This window comes from Pelomonas cellulosilytica (genome assembly GCF_021353265.1).
GTDB classification, from domain to species: domain Bacteria; phylum Pseudomonadota; class Gammaproteobacteria; order Burkholderiales; family Burkholderiaceae_C; genus Pelomonas; species Pelomonas cellulosilytica.
In genome coordinates this window covers 306287-321776 of the sequence record NZ_JAJTWU010000006.1, presented here as the reverse complement: position 1 = coordinate 321776, position 15490 = coordinate 306287, and the positions used below count along the sequence as shown (strand labels likewise).

The 15490-nt window shown below is 65.3% G+C and carries 14 protein-coding genes and 7 tRNA genes; 15 read left to right on the top strand and 6 right to left on the bottom strand.

Features of this window, described 5'->3' with window-relative positions:
- The 13 genes from accD to LXT13_RS16830 all read left to right on the top strand — a co-directional run bounded on the left by accD (position 1) and on the right by LXT13_RS16830 (position 8648).
- Positions 1 to 873, top strand: coding sequence for an acetyl-CoA carboxylase, carboxyltransferase subunit beta (gene accD, locus LXT13_RS16890; protein WP_233373122.1), 873 nt, complete (start codon positions 1 to 3; stop codon positions 871 to 873).
- Between the two features lie 62 nt (positions 874 to 935).
- The gene (gene folC, locus LXT13_RS16885) at positions 936 to 2246 is read left to right on the top strand and encodes a bifunctional tetrahydrofolate synthase/dihydrofolate synthase (RefSeq protein ID WP_233373121.1); all 1311 of its coding nucleotides are present in this window, start codon (positions 936 to 938) and stop codon (positions 2244 to 2246) included.
- A 14-nt stretch (positions 2247 to 2260) separates the two neighbouring features.
- Positions 2261 to 3073 (top strand): SPOR domain-containing protein, encoded by an 813-nt coding sequence (locus tag LXT13_RS16880; RefSeq protein ID WP_233373120.1) that lies wholly within the window; start codon positions 2261 to 2263, stop codon positions 3071 to 3073.
- A gap of 9 nt (positions 3074 to 3082) precedes the next feature.
- Positions 3083 to 3616: a CvpA family protein gene (locus tag LXT13_RS16875; RefSeq protein ID WP_233373119.1), complete on the top strand. Its 534-nt coding sequence runs from the start codon at positions 3083 to 3085 to the stop codon at positions 3614 to 3616.
- Positions 3617 to 3626: 10 nt separating this feature from the next.
- Complete coding sequence (purF, locus tag LXT13_RS16870) at positions 3627 to 5138, top strand: amidophosphoribosyltransferase (RefSeq protein ID WP_233373118.1); 1512 nt, start codon at positions 3627 to 3629, stop codon at positions 5136 to 5138.
- A gap of 3 nt (positions 5139 to 5141) precedes the next feature.
- On the top strand, positions 5142 to 6368 hold the full coding sequence (locus LXT13_RS16865; protein ID WP_233373117.1) for an O-succinylhomoserine sulfhydrylase: 1227 nt from the start codon (positions 5142 to 5144) through the stop codon (positions 6366 to 6368).
- Positions 6365 to 7771: a glutamate--tRNA ligase gene (gltX, locus tag LXT13_RS16860; RefSeq protein WP_233373116.1), complete on the top strand. Its 1407-nt coding sequence runs from the start codon at positions 6365 to 6367 to the stop codon at positions 7769 to 7771. The genes LXT13_RS16865 and gltX overlap by 4 nt, the downstream gene beginning before the upstream one ends.
- 77 nt (positions 7772 to 7848) lie before the next feature.
- A tRNA-Ala gene (locus LXT13_RS16855) sits at positions 7849 to 7924 on the top strand.
- A gap of 45 nt (positions 7925 to 7969) precedes the next feature.
- Positions 7970 to 8045: transfer RNA gene (locus LXT13_RS16850), tRNA-Glu, on the top strand.
- Between the two features lie 96 nt (positions 8046 to 8141).
- Positions 8142 to 8218, top strand: a tRNA-Asp gene (locus LXT13_RS16845).
- 62 nt (positions 8219 to 8280) lie between these two features.
- Positions 8281 to 8356 (top strand) — tRNA-Ala (locus tag LXT13_RS16840).
- 42 nt (positions 8357 to 8398) lie between these two features.
- Positions 8399 to 8474 (top strand) — tRNA-Glu (locus LXT13_RS16835).
- Between the two features lie 97 nt (positions 8475 to 8571).
- Positions 8572 to 8648, top strand: a tRNA-Asp gene (locus tag LXT13_RS16830).
- Between the two features lie 106 nt (positions 8649 to 8754).
- On the opposite strand, the gene LXT13_RS16825 is transcribed toward LXT13_RS16830, so the two are convergent.
- The 3 genes from LXT13_RS16825 to LXT13_RS16815 form a co-directional block, all read right to left on the bottom strand.
- Entirely contained in the window at positions 8755 to 9021 is a 267-nt protein-coding gene (locus LXT13_RS16825) for a hypothetical protein (RefSeq protein ID WP_233373115.1), read from the bottom strand.
- A 170-nt stretch (positions 9022 to 9191) separates the two neighbouring features.
- Positions 9192 to 9282: transfer RNA gene (locus tag LXT13_RS16820), tRNA-Ser, on the bottom strand.
- Positions 9283 to 9305: 23 nt separating this feature from the next.
- A complete protein-coding gene (locus LXT13_RS16815) occupies positions 9306 to 9689 on the bottom strand; it encodes a hypothetical protein (protein ID WP_233373114.1) in 384 nt (127 codons plus the stop codon).
- Positions 9690 to 9714: 25 nt separating this feature from the next.
- Between LXT13_RS16815 and LXT13_RS16810 the strand changes: the two genes are divergently transcribed.
- Entirely contained in the window at positions 9715 to 10479 is a 765-nt protein-coding gene (locus LXT13_RS16810; RefSeq protein ID WP_233373113.1) for a helix-turn-helix transcriptional regulator, read from the top strand.
- A 265-nt stretch (positions 10480 to 10744) separates the two neighbouring features.
- Here the strand turns inward: LXT13_RS16810 and LXT13_RS16805 are convergent, their stop codons facing one another.
- Both LXT13_RS16805 and LXT13_RS16800 read right to left on the bottom strand, forming a co-directional pair.
- Positions 10745 to 11656 carry an SPFH domain-containing protein gene (locus LXT13_RS16805; RefSeq protein WP_233373112.1) on the bottom strand — a complete coding sequence of 304 codons (912 nt, stop codon included), beginning with the start codon at positions 11654 to 11656 and terminating at the stop codon, positions 10745 to 10747.
- Positions 11657 to 11681: 25 nt separating this feature from the next.
- Positions 11682 to 12110 carry an NfeD family protein gene (locus LXT13_RS16800; RefSeq protein ID WP_233373111.1) on the bottom strand — a complete coding sequence of 143 codons (429 nt, stop codon included), beginning with the start codon at positions 12108 to 12110 and terminating at the stop codon, positions 11682 to 11684.
- A gap of 123 nt (positions 12111 to 12233) precedes the next feature.
- Here LXT13_RS16800 and LXT13_RS16795 point away from each other — a divergent pair, with 123 nt between their 5' ends.
- Positions 12234 to 14501: an arginine/lysine/ornithine decarboxylase gene (locus tag LXT13_RS16795; protein ID WP_233373110.1), complete on the top strand. Its 2268-nt coding sequence runs from the start codon at positions 12234 to 12236 to the stop codon at positions 14499 to 14501.
- Positions 14502 to 14550: 49 nt separating this feature from the next.
- Here the strand turns inward: LXT13_RS16795 and fabI are convergent, their stop codons facing one another.
- Positions 14551 to 15333 (bottom strand): enoyl-ACP reductase FabI, encoded by a 783-nt coding sequence (gene fabI / locus LXT13_RS16790; protein WP_233373109.1) that lies wholly within the window; start codon positions 15331 to 15333, stop codon positions 14551 to 14553.
- Positions 15334 to 15490: the final 157 nt, after the last annotated feature.

Genomic DNA, 15490 nt, shown 5'->3' with positions numbered 1-15490 from the left:
ATGAGTTGGCTCGACAAACTGCTCCCGCCCAAGATCCAGCAAGGTGACCCCGCCGACCGCCGCACGGTCCCCGAGGGCCTGTGGATCAAGTGCCCGAGCTGCGAGACGGTGCTCTACAAGACCGACCTGGAGCAGAACATCAACGTCTGCCCCAAGTGCTCCCACCACCACCGCATCGGCGCCCGCGCACGCCTGGACGCCTTCCTGGACGCGGAAGGCCGCTATGAGATCGGCCAGGAGGTTCTCCCGGTCGACGCGCTGAAGTTCAAGGACAGCAAGAAGTACCCCGATCGCCTGAAGGAAGCGCTGGAATCCACCGGAGAGACCGACGCGTTGATCGTCATGGGCGGCGCCGTCATGAGCGTGCCCGTCGTCACGGCATGCTTTGAGTTCGACTTCATGGGCGGCTCCATGGGCTCCGTCGTCGGCGAGCGCTTCGTGCGCGGCGTCGAGACGGCCATCGAGCAGAAGACGCCGTTCATCTGCTTCACCGCGACCGGTGGCGCGCGCATGCAGGAAGGCCTGCTGTCTCTCATGCAGATGGCCAAGACGAATGCGTCGCTGACCCGCCTGGCCAAAGCCAAGCTGCCCTACATCAGCGTGCTGACCGACCCGACGATGGGCGGCGTGTCGGCCTCGTTCGCTTTCGTCGGCGACATCGTGCTGGCCGAACCTAAGGCGTTGATCGGCTTCGCCGGCCCGCGCGTCATCGAGAACACAGTTCGCGAGAAGCTGCCCGCGGGCTTCCAGCGCGCCGAGTTCCTGATGGAGAAGGGCGCCGTCGACATGATCATCGACCGTCGCCAGCTTCGCGAGACGATTGCCCGCCAGCTCGCGATGCTGCAGCGCCAGAGCGCCGATGCGGTGGCCTGAACGCGACCCGGCAACCTCCGAGCCAGGCCCCGTGCCTGGCTTTTGTTTTTCAGTGATCCGCCATGACGCTTGACGACTGGCTCGCCCACTGCGAGCGCCTGCACCCCAAGACCATCGACATGACGCTGGACCGCGTGCGCGCGGTGAAAGAGCGGCTGGGCATCGCCTTCGAGGGGCCGACCGTCGTCGTCGCCGGCACCAACGGCAAGGGGTCGACCTGCGCGATGCTGGAGTCCATCGCGCTGCACGCCGGCTACCGCGTTGGCCTCTACATCAAGCCGCATCTTGTGCACTTCCAGGAGCGCTGCCGCGTCGGCGGCGCGCCGGTCGCCGCTGAGTCGCTGGAGTCGCATTTCGAAGCGGTGGAAGCTGCGCGGGGCGACATCACGCTGACCTACTTCGAGTTCACGACGCTGGCCATCATGCGCCGGCTGCAGCACGAGCCGCTGGATCTCGTCATCCTCGAGGTAGGCCTGGGCGGCCGGCTGGACGCCGTCAACGTCATCGACGCCGACTGCGCCGTCATCACCAGCATCGACCTCGACCACACTGAATTCCTCGGCCCCGACCGCGAGAGCGTGGGCCGCGAGAAGGCCGGCATCATGCGCGCCGGCCGGCCGGTCGTCGTCAGCGATCCGATGCCACCGGCGTCGCTCGCGGCCCGTGCGGCCGAGCTGGGCGCTGACCTGCGCCAGCTTGGCCGGGACTTCACGTTCAGCGGCGACCGAACGCAATGGCAATGGGCCGGGCGGGACAAGCGTTACTCGGGCATGTCCTATCCGGCGCTGCGGGGCGTGAACCAGCTGCTGAACGCATCCGGCGTGCTGGCCGCGTTCGAGGTGCTGGCCGACCGTCTGCCCATCAGCGCCCAGGCCGTGCGCACGGGCCTGGCGCTCGTCGAACTGCCTGGCCGCTTCCAAGTGCTGGCCGGCCAGCCGGCCGTCGTGCTGGATGTGGCGCACAACCCGCACGCGGTGGCGGCGCTCGCGCAGAACCTGGACCAGATGGGCTTCTTCCCGCGCACCCATGCCGTCTTCGGCGCGATGGCGGACAAGGACCTGGGCGGCATCCTGGCCCGCATCGCGCCGCTGGTGGACGTGTGGCACTTCACGGACCTGCCGCTGCCCCGGGCAGCGAGTGCCGAGCAGCTGGAGTCGGCCTTCCTCGCCGCCGGGTTGAAGACACCGACCGGCGTCGAGACGCACACCCATGCCAGCCCGCTGGACGCCCTGCAGGCGGCGGCCGCCGGGGCGACCTCGGCCGATAGAATCCTTGTCTTTGGTTCCTTCTACACCGTGGGAGGAGTCTTGCAGCAGGGCATCCCCCGCGTGACCGCTGGCGCCACCGCGCCGCAGCACCCCACCTTCCACTGAGCCAGACGCCGCCGATGGGCCTGTTTTCCTTCCTCAAGCGCGACGAAGCCGACGCGGCTGCGGCGCCCAAGAAGTCCTCGGCCAAGTCTGGCGCCAAGGCCAGCGCCGCAGATGACGTGCAGCTGCTGCGCGTGCGGGCGCGGCGCCGCCTCATCGGCGCCGCGGTGCTGGTGGCCATCGGCGTCGTCGGCTTCCCGCTGATCTTCGAGACGCAGCCCCGGCCCATTCCGGTCGACCTGCCAATCGAGATCCCGCGCAAGGAGACGGCACCGCCGCTGACGGTGCCGACCCGCGAACCGCTGGCGCAAGCCGATCCGTCGCTGGCCGCAACCGCAGCGTCGGTGGCTGGTGCGGACCTGCCGGTCGAGCCCAAGGCGGAGGAGCGTCCCGCAGAGCGCCCCGCCGACAAGCCGATCGCGGACAAGCCCGTCGAGCATGTTGCCGAGAAGCCGCCGGCGAAGGCCGCGGAGAAGCAGGTCGACAAGGCGCCCCCTAAGGTCGCCGACAAGGCCGCCGACAAGGCTAAGCCCCGCACGGCCGGCGACGGTGCGCGTGCCCAGGCCTTGCTGGACGGCAGGGAGGCGGCCGCGGCTGGTGCTGCGCGCTACATCGTCCAGGTGGGGGCGTACGGCGAGAACAAGACGGCGCAGGACGTGCGCAGCAAGGTCGAGAAGCTGGGCCTTAAGACCTATGCCCAGGCGGTCGACACGGCCGATGGCCGCCGCGTGCGCGTGCGGCTGGGCCCGTTTGCCAGCCGGGACGAGGCCGAGCGTGCGGCCGCCAAGCTCAAGGGTGCGGGCCTGCCTGGCGCCATCCTCACGCTCTGACGCGGACCTATGGACATCGCGCTGAGCTGGGTCGATCTCGCATTGGCGGTCTTGCTGTTGATCTCCATCGGCATCGGCCTGTGGCGCGGCCTCATCTTCGAGGTGATGTCGCTGGCCGGCTGGGTGGTGGCCTATTTCGCCGCGCCGCCGCTGGCGCCGGTTATCGAGGCCTGGATGCCTCCCGGCCGCCTAGGCCCCATGGCCGTCCATCTCGTGTCGCTGGTCATCGCCTTCATCGCGGTGCTGCTGGTCTGGAGCCTGGCGACGCGGCTCGTCAAGGCCGTGATCCACGCGACGCCGCTGTCGGTGCTGGACCGCCTGGGTGGCGCCGGCTTCGGCGCGCTGCGTGGCGTGTTCATCGCGTTGCTGCTGGTGCTGGTCGTCGGCGCGTCGCCGCTGGCTCAGTCCACCACCTGGCAGGCCTCGCTCGCGGCGCCCGTGCTCAGCGGCGTGCTGCGCGACGCCGCGCCGCTGCTGCCCGAACCTCTCGCCCAATTTGTTTCCCGCTCGATGACCCCATCTGAGACGGAATTGACTGACTAAGGATCACGCCATGTGCGGCATCGTCGGCACTCTCGCTGCCTCTCCCGTCAACCAGCTCATCTACGACGCGCTGCTGCTGCTGCAGCACCGCGGCCAGGATGCGGCCGGCATCGTTACGATGCAGGGCCAGAAGTGCTTCATGCACAAGGCCCGCGGCATGGTGCGGGACGTCTTCCGAACCCGCAACATGCGCGCGCTGCCCGGCAACATCGGCCTCGGCCAGGTGCGCTACCCCACGGCCGGCAATGCCTACAGCGAAGAGGAGGCCCAGCCCTTCTACGTCAACGCGCCGTTCGGCATCGTGCTGGTGCACAACGGCAACCTGACGAATGCGCATGCACTGAAGGACGAGCTGTTCGACATCGATCGCCGCCACATCAACACCGAGAGCGACACAGAGGTGCTGATCAACGTGCTGGCGCACGAACTGGAGATGGCCGCGCGCGACCTGCCGCTGACGCCCAAGGAGGTCTTCGCGGCGGTGCGCGCCGTGCAGAAGCGCATCAAGGGCAGCTATGCCGTCATCGCGCTGATCGCCGGCTACGGCCTGCTGGCCTTCCGCGACCCGTTCGGCATCCGGCCGCTGTGCTATGGCCGCGCGGGAAACGGTGACTTCATGGTTGCCAGCGAAAGCGTCGCGCTGGAGGGCACGGCCCACCAGTTGGAACGCGACCTGGCGCCGGGCGAGGCGCTGTTCGTGGACATGACCGGCAAGCTGCACACCGAGCAGTGCAACGACAACCCGCAGCTCAACCCCTGCATGTTCGAGTTCGTCTACCTGGCGCGGCCTGACTCGGTCATGGACGGCATTTCGGTCTACCAGGCGCGGCTCAACATGGGCGAGACGCTGGCGCAGCGTGTCATCTCCACGATGCCTCCCAACGAGATCGACGTGGTCATCCCGATCCCCGAAAGCAGCCGGCCGTCGGCGATGCAGTTGGCGCATCGCATCGGCAAACCCTACCGCGAGGGCTTCGTGAAGAACCGCTACGTCGGCCGCACCTTCATCATGCCGGGGCAGGGCGCGCGCAAGAAGAGTGTGCGCCAGAAGCTCAATGCGATCGGCGTGGAGTTCAAGGGGCGCAACGTGCTGCTCGTTGACGATTCCATCGTGCGCGGCACGACGTCAAAAGAGATCGTGCAGATGGCCCGCGATGCCGGCGCCCGCAAGGTCTACCTCGCGTCCGCCGCGCCGCCGGTGCGCTATCCCAATGTCTACGGCATCGACATGCCGACGCAGGAAGAGCTCATCGCCCATGGCCGCACGATCGAGCAGATCCGCGAGTACATCGGCGCCGATGCGCTGATCTACCAGGATGTGGACGCGATGAAGCGCGTCGTGGCGGCACTGCGTCCGGACCTGACCGGCTTCGAGGCCAGCTGCTTCGACGGCCATTACGTGACCGGCGACGTGAGCCTGGCCGACTTCGCGGCGATGCGCGAGCAGCGTACGAGCCAGCCGAGCGAGGAAGACGCCGATGCCCGCACCCGGCTGGCGTTGCAAAGCGCCAGGGAGAACTGAACCATGGCCGACGACAACCGCCGCCCGCTGCCCGAGGGCCTGCGCCCCGAGACTCTGGCCATCCGCACGGGCCTGGCGCGCAGCCAGCATGGCGAGCACTCCGAGGGCCTGTTCCTGACGACGGCCTATGTGCAGTCGGATGCAGAGACTTCGGCGCGTAAGTTCGCGAATTCGGAGGACTTCACCTACTCGCGCACGAGCAACCCGACCGTGCGCAGCCTTGAGGCGCGCATGGCCGCGCTGGAGGGCACCGAGGCCGCCATTGCGACGTCCACCGGCATGAGCGCCATCCTGCTGCTGGCCATGGGCCTTCTGAAGTCAGGCGACCATGTCATCTGCTCGCGCTCGGTCTTCGGCTCGACGATCAACCTGTTCGTCAAGGAGTTCGGCAAGTTCGGCGTCGAGACGAGCTTCGTATCTCAGACCGACCTCGCCGAGTGGCGTGCCGCACTGAAGCCGACGACCCGGCTGCTGTTCGCGGAGACGCCGACGAATCCGCTGACCGACATCTGCGATATCCGCGCGTTGGCCGACATCGCTCATGGCGCCGGCGCGCTGCTGGCCGTCGACAACACTTACTCCACGCCGGCGCTGCAACGCCCGGCGGAGATGGGCGCCGACATCATCATGCACTCGGCCACCAAGTACATGGACGGCCAGGGCCGCGTGATGGCTGGCGCGCTGTGCGGGCCCAACAAGCTGATCCGCGACATCTTCGGCCCGGTGCTGCGCACCGTCGGCATGACGCTGGCGCCGTTCAACGCCTGGGTGGTGCTCAAGGGGCTGGAGACGTTGTCGCTGCGCATGAAGGCCCAGAGCGAGCAGGCCCTCGCCGTGGCCCGCTGGCTGGAAGCCCAGCCGGAGGTCGATCGCGTCTATTACCCCGGCCTGGCCTCCCACCCGCAGCATGACCTGGCGATGCGCCAGCAGGGCGGGCAGGGCGGGGCAGTACTGTCCTTCGACCTGAAGGCCGACACGCCGGAGGCGGCACGCGCCGCCGCCTTCCACGTCATCGACAGCACGCGCGTCATCTCCATCGCTACCAACCTAGGCGACACGAAGACCATCATCACCCACCCCGCCACGACCTCGCATGGTCGCCTCACCGAGGCCCAGCGCCAGGCAGCCGGCATCGGCCAGGGCCTGATCCGCCTGGCCGTCGGCCTCGAGCATGTCGACGACATCACCGACGACCTGTTGCGCGGCCTTTCCACCCTGACGACCCGATGAGTTCCAACGCTTTCGACAAGGTCCGCACGCGCATCGCGCCGTCGCCGACCGGCTTTCTGCATCTCGGCACAGCCCGCACCGCGCTGTATTCCTGGGCCTACGCCCGCCACCATGGTGGCGAGTTCGTGCTGCGCATCGAGGACACCGACGTCGCCCGCTCCACGCAGGACTCGGTGGACCAGATCATTGCGGCGATGAACTGGCTGGGTCTGGACTATGACGAGGGCCCCGTCTACCAGATGCAACGCCTGCACCGCTACCAGGCGGTCGTCGACCAGCTCATCGCCGAAGGCAGGGCCTACCGTTGCTACGCGACACCCGAAGAGCTGGAGGCCATGCGTGAGGCTCAGCGCGCGCGCGGCGAGAAGACACTGTATGACCGCCGCTGGCGCCCAGAGCCCGGCAAGACGTTGCCACCGCCGCCGGAGGGCGTGAAGCCCGTCATCCGCTTTGCCAACCCGGTCGATGGCGACGTCACGTGGAACGACCTCGTCAAAGGGTCGATCACGATCAACAACCGTGAGATCGACGACCTGATCATCGTGCGGCAGGACGGCGTCCCGACGTATAACTTCGCCGTCGTCGTCGACGACTGGGACATGCGCATCAGCCACGTCTTCCGTGGCGACGAGCATGTCAACAACACGCCCTGGCAGATCAACATCTTCAACGCGCTGGCCGCGCCGCTGCCGCAGTTCGGCCACCTCCCGATCATTCTGGGCGATGATGGACTGAAGCTTTCCAAGCGCCGCGGCGCGGTCAGTGTCACGGCCTACGCCGACAACGGCTATCTGCCGGAAGCGATGCTGAATTACCTGGCGCGCCTGGGCTGGAGCCATGGTGACGACGAGCTGTTCACGGCCGAGCAGATGGTGGCGTGGTTCGACGGCTCGCACCTGTCCCGGAGCCCGGCTCAGTGGGATCCCGCCAAGCTGGACTGGGTCAACAGCCATTACCTCAAGCAGATCGACGAAGAGCGGCTGGCGGCGCTGACGGTTTCACAGCTCGCGGTCAAGGGCATCGTGGCGACCGTCGACGAGGTGCTGCCGAAGGTCGGGCTGTTCAAGGACCGCTGCTCGACGGTGGCCGCCCTGGCCGATTGGCTGGCGATGTATTTCGGCCCTGTCACGCCGTCGGCGGACGACCTTGCCGCGCACGTCACCGACGCGGTGCGCCCGGCGCTCGCGGTATTTGCGACGCGGCTGTCTGCGCTGACCGATTGGGACAAGACGACGATCCAGCAGGCGTTGAAGGAAACCCTCGCCGCGACCGGGCTCAAGATGCCTCAACTGGCCGTGCCGGTGCGCGTGCTGGTGTGTGGTCGTGCGCAAACTCCGAGTCTGGATGCTGTGCTGGCCCTGTTCGACAAGAAAAAAGTGCTCGACCGCTTGCAAACGCCCTGAAATTCGTCATATACTCTTGGTCTCGCTTGAACAGCGCCGTTAACAACAAAGCCGGTAACGGTAAAGTTGAAAACGCAGGGGGTATAGCTCAGCTGGGAGAGCGCTTGCATGGCATGCAAGAGGTCAGCGGTTCGATCCCGCTTACCTCCACCAAATGGTTTGATCATTTGGCGGCGCGCGGTTCAAGCAGAAGGTTTAGTCCCCTTCGTCTAGAGGCCTAGGACACCACCCTTTCACGGTGGCTACAGGGGTTCGAATCCCCTAGGGGACGCCAGGTTCTGTCGCAAGACATAGTTTGGATTCCGTCGCAAGGCGGCGAGTTTGATGAACTCGGATATGGCTGCAAAGCGATATTGAACTCATCCCACGCGGAGTGGTAGTTCAGTTGGTTAGAATACCGGCCTGTCACGCCGGGGGTCGCGGGTTCGAGCCCCGTCCACTCCGCCAAGGATTCCAGCATGAACGGCCAATTTATTGGCCGTTTGTCTTTTGCGACCGTTCAAATGAGCGGGGGTATAGCTCAGCTGGGAGAGCGCTTGCATGGCATGCAAGAGGTCAGCGGTTCGATCCCGCTTACCTCCACCAATATCCTTTGCTGGTTGTTGGTGGCACGCAATAGTTGGTTTTGTCCCCTTCGTCTAGAGGCCTAGGACACCACCCTTTCACGGTGGCTACAGGGGTTCGAATCCCCTAGGGGACGCCAGGTTCTGTCGCAGGACAGGGTTTGAGATTCCGTCGCAAGGCGGCGAGTTTGATGAACTCGGATATGGCTGCAAGGCGATATTGAACTCATCCCACGCGGAGTGGTAGTTCAGTTGGTTAGAATACCGGCCTGTCACGCCGGGGGTCGCGGGTTCGAGCCCCGTCCACTCCGCCAAAATTCGAATCGGGGCAGCCCGACGCGCAAACGGCCACCTTGTGTGGCCGTTTGTCTTTGGGGCTGACGCTTTGTCAGCGTCGGCCAGTTGGCAAGCAATCAAGCGTCAAGAGACGCCACGAGTCGGCGCGGGGGCCGTGCCGGCATCGTCATTGCTGCCATTGCCGTGTGCCTGCGTCCCACTGCCGCCTGAGCCCGCCCGGGGCTCCTGCGCTGGCGCGCGGGGCGCATCGCCGGCGCTTCGCTTGCCGCTGGTGACGAGCCGTGCAAGTTTGACCACCTCACTGGCCTGGGCGGGCATGCCGGCGCCGCACAGCGCTGCCATCAGGCAGAGGCTCATCCATTGGGCGGGTTTTGGGAACGGTTGCGACATCGTGGCTCCAGCTTGCGGGCGGCAAGGTGCAGGTCGCAGTGTTGCGCCACGCGTGCATCGTCGCCATCGCGGCGCGACGAATTGCACTTTGGGCGGGATGAAGTGCTGCTGAAGATGGCGAACCTGTTCGTCGCAAAAGCAAAACGGGCCCCAATGGGCCCGTTGAACTTTGGCGGAGAGGGCGGGATTCGAACCCGCGGTGGGCTATTAACCCACACACGCTTTCCAGGCGTGCGACTTAAACCGCTCATCCACCTCTCCTGCAAGCCCGCCATCATAACCCATTACGGGGCGATCGCGGCAAAGCGTGGTCGGTCGATGGCGGGGCGCCAGTCGAGCCGATGCACGACATTGTTGAGGTGAAGCATCCGCCGCGACCGAGCCAGCGCGTGGCCATCGCGGTCGATGAGCGCCACGTTGGACAGGATGTTCATCGGGTCGAACAGCGCCACGATGTCGGGTTGGATCTCTGTCCATTCCCACGCGATCTGGATCGGTAGGTCGTCCTCCGTGGCCCACACCTCCTGTCCGCAACGCAGTCCGCACCGTGCGTTATCCACTCTCACGCTGCTGCCGACTTGACGGAGTTCATGGGTCACCATTTCAAACTCGTTTACAGTCTTAACGACCGTTTCGCAGGCCATCAGTTGCCAAGCTGCTATCTGCATTCGTGTCTCCCGTCATCTGGATGACTTGCAGTTTGCGTTCGTCGGCGGCGCGCTGCGCCTACCAACCCTAGTAGCGCCTGATGCTCAGATGAACTTGCAGCGGTACGAACAAGTCAGCCAAGCGAAAAACTTCGCGGATTTCCGGCAGGGGCTGATCGACTTCGCGCACGACATGGACTTCGGGCTCATCGCCGGAGTGCTGGCCATCGAGCGAGGTGTCGGCGGCAAATCGGAGTACATCCCCATCGGCAACACGCCGCCGGAGTTCCTTGCTGCGGCCAGCAATGCCGAGAATGCGCAACGCGATCCGGTGCACCGCCACGTGATGCGCAATGCTGCACCGCTCATCTACGACCAGCGTCTCTACGTTGACGCAGGGGCGGGTGACCTCTGGGAGATGCAAGCGCCGTTCGGGTACCGCACCGGCCTGGCTGTCAGTGTGCATATGCCAGGCTACCGACGCTTCCTGCTCGGCGTTGACCGGGAGCGCCCGCTTCCGACTGATCCGGTGAAGCTGAGTCGGATGTTGGCCGACCTTCAGCTGCTGGCCGTGCATGCACAGGATGCTGCGTCCCGTCTGCTCATGCCTGTGGCGGCGCCCAAGCTGAGTGCCCGGCAGCTGGAAATCCTCCGCCTGACGATGGATGGCAAGAGCGCGTGGGTGGTGGGAAGCCTTCTCGGCATCAGCGAGAACACCGTCAATTACCACATGAAGCAGCTGTTCCGGGCGTTGGACGTCTCGACCAAGAACCACGCGGTTCTGAAGGCGATGGAACTAGGGCTGCTGTAGCCACAAGGCGCAGTGGCCACTACAAGGGTTTGTAGTTCCCTAACTGCGAGTCGTCCGGGACACTGACTTCATCGATTTTTGGCCACTAGGCCGATGGAGCTCAGCATGTGGAAACTGATTTACGAAGTTCTCGGTCTGCCCTATTTCGGCGGCTGATCAGGAAAGCGTCTCCTCACCGCTTTCGTTCGGCGCCCCCCGAACGTCTTTGTGCCCGCGACCGCCCTTCACCAGGGCCCTCGCGGGCTTTTTTGCATTGGGCTGATGTTCAGGCCTTGTTGCCGGCCTTGAGCAATCCCATCGCCGTGCCGATCAGGCCTGCGACTTCGCTGACGTTCCCCGGCACGATCATCGTGTTGTTCTTCTGGGCGAGCTGCGCAAAGGCCTCCACCGCCTTTTCCGCCACTTTCAGCTGCACCGCCTGATCGCCGCCGGGCTGCTGGATCGCCGCGGCGATCTTGCGGATGGCGTCCGACGTGGCGTCGGCCACCGCCGTGATGGCGGCCGCCTCGCCCTGGGCCTTGTTGATCTCCGCCTGTTTTTGGCCTTCCGACTTGGCGATCGCCGCCTCGCGTTCGCCGGTGGCGATGTTGATCTGTTCCTGGCGGCGGCCCTCGGACGCTGCGATCAGTGCGCGCTTTTCGCGCTCGGCGGTGATCTGCGCCTGCATCGAATGCAGGATGGCCGGCGGCGGCGTCAGATCCTTGATTTCGTAGCGGAGCACCTTGACGCCCCAGTTCAGCGCCGCCTCGTCCAGCGCCTGCACGACAGAGCTGTTGATCACGTCGCGCTCCTCGAACGTGCGATCCAGTTCCATGCGGCCGATGACGGAGCGCAGCGTGGTCTGGGCCAGCTGGGTGATGGCCACGACGTAGTTGCTCGCGCCGTAGCTGGCGCGCATGGGGTCGGTGACCTGGAAATACAGGATGCCATCCACCGTCAGTTGCGTGTTGTCCTTGGTGATGCAGATCTGGCTGGGCACGTCGAGCGGGATCTCCTTCAGCAAGTGCTTGTAGGCCAGGCGGTCCACAAATGGCACGAGGAAGTTCAGGCCGGGGGTCAGCGTGGCGTGGTACTTGCCCAGCCGCTCGACGACCCATGCGTGCTGCTGTGGCACGACCTTGATCGAGCGGACGATGAAGATGGCGGCGATGACGAGCAGGACGAGGGCAACGGTCATGGAAGTGCTTTCGGGAAACATTGGTTCAGGCCTCGCGGTCCAGTAGCAGGCAGTTGCCTTCCAGCGCCCGGATGACATAGGCGCCACTCGGAGCGGGTGGGGTGCCGACGAAGCGCGCCTGCCAGGCTGCGCCGCGGTAGTGGACCTGCGCGCGGCCGTCGGGTGTCCAGGTGTCCACCTGCACGCGCTGGCCAATGTCGAGATTGACGTCGGGGTTGCTGCCAGCCGGTGCCGGCAGGCGGTCACGGCGCAGGTGCCAGCCCACGACGGCGATGCCGCCGACCAGCGCGGCAGCCAGCATCTGAGAAGAGGAGGCCAGCCCTCCGTGGGCGGCCATGGCGCCGGCAGCAGCGCCCAGCGCGAGCATCAGCAGATAGAACGTGCCGGTGGTCAGCTCGGCTGCCACGAGCGCGCCCGCTGCGACCCACCAGACGGTGGCCGGATTCCAGTCCATCGTGTCTCCTCTCATCCCCTTCGTTTCAGTCCAGTGTATAGACGGCAACGACACAGGCCGAACACATCGCGGCCCTACACTTCGCCGCTTCGTTTTTTGATGCCCGCCCGCTGGAGGCCGCCGATGATCCGTTTTCACTTTCCCATCGTCATCATCGATGAGGACTACCGCTCCGAGAACACCTCGGGCCTGGGCATCCGCGCGTTGGCCGAAGCCATCCAAAAGGAGGGTATGGAGGTGCTGGGTGTGACAAGCTATGGCGACCTGTCGCAGTTCGCCCAGCAGCAGAGCCGCGCGTCCGCCTTCATCCTGTCGATCGACGACGAGGAGTTCACGCCCGGCCCCGACCTCGATCCGGCGGTGCTGAACCTTCGCAAGTTCATCGAGGAGATCCGCTTCCGAAACCCTGACATCCCGATCTACGTCTACGGCGAGACGCGCACGAGTCAGCATCTGCCGAACGACGTGCTGCGCGAGCTGCACGGATTCATCCACATGTTCGAGGACACGCCGGAGTTCGTGGCGCGCCACATCATCCGCGAGGCCAAGAGCTACCTCGATGGCCTGGCGCCGCCGTTCTTCAAGGCGCTGATGGACTACGCAGCCGACGGCTCCTACTCGTGGCATTGCCCGGGGCACTCCGGCGGCGTTGCCTTTCTGAAGAGCCCCGTGGGCCAGATGTTCCACCAGTTCTTCGGCGAGAACATGCTGCGCGCCGACGTCTGCAATGCCGTCGAGGAACTTGGCCAGTTGCTGGACCACACGGGCCCCGTTGCGGCCAGCGAGAAGAACGCAGCGCGCATCTTCAATGCCGACCACTGCTTCTTTGTCACCAACGGCACGTCCACGTCCAACAAGATGGTGTGGCATCACACGGTCGCGCCGGGCGACGTCGTCGTCATCGACCGCAATTGCCACAAGAGCAACCTGCACGCCATCATCATGTGCGGTGCGATTCCAGTCTTCCTGACGCCCACGCGCAACCACTACGGCATCATCGGCCCCATCCCGGAGAGCGAGTTCAGCCCGGAGGCCATCCGCGCCAAGATCGCCGCCAACCCGCTGTTGGCGCATGTCGATGCGGCGAACGTCAAGCCGTCCATCGTGACGCTGACACAGAGCACCTACGACGGTGTGCTCTACAACACCGAGACGATCAAGAAGAAGCTCGACGGCTACATCCCGACGCTGCACTTCGACGAGGCCTGGCTGCCGCACGCGGCCTTCCACGACTTCTACGGCCAGTTCCATGCGATGGGTAAGAACCGCCCGCGCCCGAAGGAGGCGGTCGTCTACGCGACGCAGTCCACGCACAAGCTGCTGGCCGGCATCTCGCAGGCGTCACAAGTGCTGGTGCAGGACTCGCAGACGGTCAAGCTGGACAAGCACCTCTTCAACGAGGCCTATTTGATGCACACGTCGACGTCGCCGCAGTACTCGATTATTGCGAGCTGCGATGTGGCGGCCGCCATGATGGAGCCGCCCGGCGGCACGGCGCTCGTTGAGGAGAGCATCAAGGAGTCGCTCGACTTCCGCCGCGCGATGCGCAAGGTGGAGGCCGACTACGGCGACGACTGGTGGTTCAAGGTCTGGGGGCCGGATTACCTGCGCGCGGAAGAGGGCAGCGAGCCGGTGTCTGCCGACTGGATGCTGCACGCCGACGAGGACTGGCATGGCTTCGGCGCGCTGGCCGAAGGCTTCAACATGCTGGACCCGATCAAGTCCACCATCATCACGCCCGGGCTGGACATGGAAGGGCGCTTCGCCGCCAGCGGCATTCCGGCGTCCGTCGTCACGAAGTTCCTCGTCGAGCATGGCGTCGTCGTCGAGAAGACGGGCCTCTACTCGTTCTTCATCATGTTCACCATCGGCATCACCAAGGGCCGCTGGAACACGCTGCTGACCGCACTGCAGCAGTTCAAGGATGACTACGACAAGAATGCGCCGATGTGGCGCATCCTGCCGGAGTTCTGCGCGCAGTTCCCGAAGTACGAGCGCATGGGCCTGCGCGACCTCTGCCAGGCCATCCACCTGGCCTATGCCGAGGGTGACATCGCGCGGCTAACCACCGACATGTACCTGTCCAATCTGCAGCCGGCCATGACGCCCACCGATGCCTACGCCCACATCGCCCAGCGCAAGACGGAGCGTGTGGGCATCGATGAGCTGGAAGGCCGCATCACGACGTCGCTGCTCACGCCTTACCCACCGGGCATCCCGCTGCTGATCCCGGGGGAGCGCTTCAACAAGAAGATCGTCGATTACCTGAAGTTCACGCGCAGTTTCAATGCCAAGTTCCCTGGCTTCGCGACGGATGTGCACGGCCTCGTGCACGAGATCGACGAAGAGACGGGCCGCGGCTTCTATTACGTCGACTGCGTCAAGCAGTAAGGCAAAACAAAAGGGGGCCGATGGCCCCCTTGTCGTTGGTGCGTGTGAGTTATTCGCCGCTGGCCAGGGCGACGTGGCTGAAGCCGCCATCGACATACATGATCTCCGCGCTGACGCCTGCGGCCAGGTCGGACATCAGGAAGGCAGCGGCATTGCCGACGTCATCGATCGTCACGTTGCGGCGGATCGGCGCGGAGGCGGCGAACTGGGTCAGCAGCTTGCCGAAATCCTTGATGCCCGAGGCGGCCAGCGTCTTGATCGGGCCGGCCGAGATGCCGTTGACGCGCACGCCCTTGGCGCCCAGGTCGTAGGCCAGGTAGCGCACGCTGGCTTCCAGCGCAGCCTTGGCCAGGCCCATCGTGTTGTAGTTAGGCACGTAACGCTCGGCGCCGAGGTAGCTCAGCGTCAGCAGCGCGGCGCCGGGGCGCAGGCGGGGCACGGCCAGCTTGGCCATCGCCGGGAAGCTGTAAGCCGAGATGTCGTGGGCGATCCGGAAGTTCTCGCGCGTCATGCCGTCGAGGAAGTTGCCGGCAATCGCGTCGCGCGGGGCGAAACCGATGGAGTGGACGAAACCGTCGAACTCCGGCCAGACCTCGCCCAGTTGGTTGAACAGCGCTTCCATCTGCTCGTCGCTGGTCACGTCGCAGTCGTAGATCAGGCTGGAGCCAAACTCCGCTGCGAATTCGCTGATGCGGTCTTTGAAACGCTCGCCCTGATAGCTGAAAGCCAGCTCGGCACCTTCGCGGTGGCAGGCGCGGGCGATGCCGTAGGCGATGGAGCGGTTCGACAGCACGCCCGTGATCAGCAGCCGCTTGCCGGCGAGAAAGCCCATTCATGTCTCCTGTGAGGTCCCAAACAGCCCGCGATTCTGGCATGCGGCGGCCCGGCAACTTGCCGGCATGGGGCTTGCACAGTACAATACGAGCTTCACCAGAATAAAACCCGCGCCGGACGATATCCCCCGGAGGCAGGATTTGGTGAACGAGGTG

Coding starts and splice junctions, on each gene's coding strand:
- accD (WP_233373122.1), top strand. CDS start 1: ATGAGTTGGCTCGACAAACTGCTCCCGCCCAAGATCCAGCAAGGTGAC.
- folC (WP_233373121.1), top strand. CDS start 936: ATGACGCTTGACGACTGGCTCGCCCACTGCGAGCGCCTGCACCCCAAG.
- LXT13_RS16880 (WP_233373120.1), top strand. CDS start 2,261: ATGGGCCTGTTTTCCTTCCTCAAGCGCGACGAAGCCGACGCGGCTGCG.
- LXT13_RS16875 (WP_233373119.1), top strand. CDS start 3,083: ATGGACATCGCGCTGAGCTGGGTCGATCTCGCATTGGCGGTCTTGCTG.
- purF (WP_233373118.1), top strand. CDS start 3,627: ATGTGCGGCATCGTCGGCACTCTCGCTGCCTCTCCCGTCAACCAGCTC.
- LXT13_RS16865 (WP_233373117.1), top strand. CDS start 5,142: ATGGCCGACGACAACCGCCGCCCGCTGCCCGAGGGCCTGCGCCCCGAG.
- gltX (WP_233373116.1), top strand. CDS start 6,365: ATGAGTTCCAACGCTTTCGACAAGGTCCGCACGCGCATCGCGCCGTCG.
- LXT13_RS16825 (WP_233373115.1), bottom strand. CDS start 9,021: ATGTCGCAACCGTTCCCAAAACCCGCCCAATGGATGAGCCTCTGCCTG.
- LXT13_RS16815 (WP_233373114.1), bottom strand. CDS start 9,689: ATGCAGATAGCAGCTTGGCAACTGATGGCCTGCGAAACGGTCGTTAAG.
- LXT13_RS16805 (WP_233373112.1), bottom strand. CDS start 11,656: ATGACCGTTGCCCTCGTCCTGCTCGTCATCGCCGCCATCTTCATCGTC.
- LXT13_RS16800 (WP_233373111.1), bottom strand. CDS start 12,110: ATGGACTGGAATCCGGCCACCGTCTGGTGGGTCGCAGCGGGCGCGCTC.
- LXT13_RS16795 (WP_233373110.1), top strand. CDS start 12,234: ATGATCCGTTTTCACTTTCCCATCGTCATCATCGATGAGGACTACCGC.
- fabI (WP_233373109.1), bottom strand. CDS start 15,333: ATGGGCTTTCTCGCCGGCAAGCGGCTGCTGATCACGGGCGTGCTGTCG.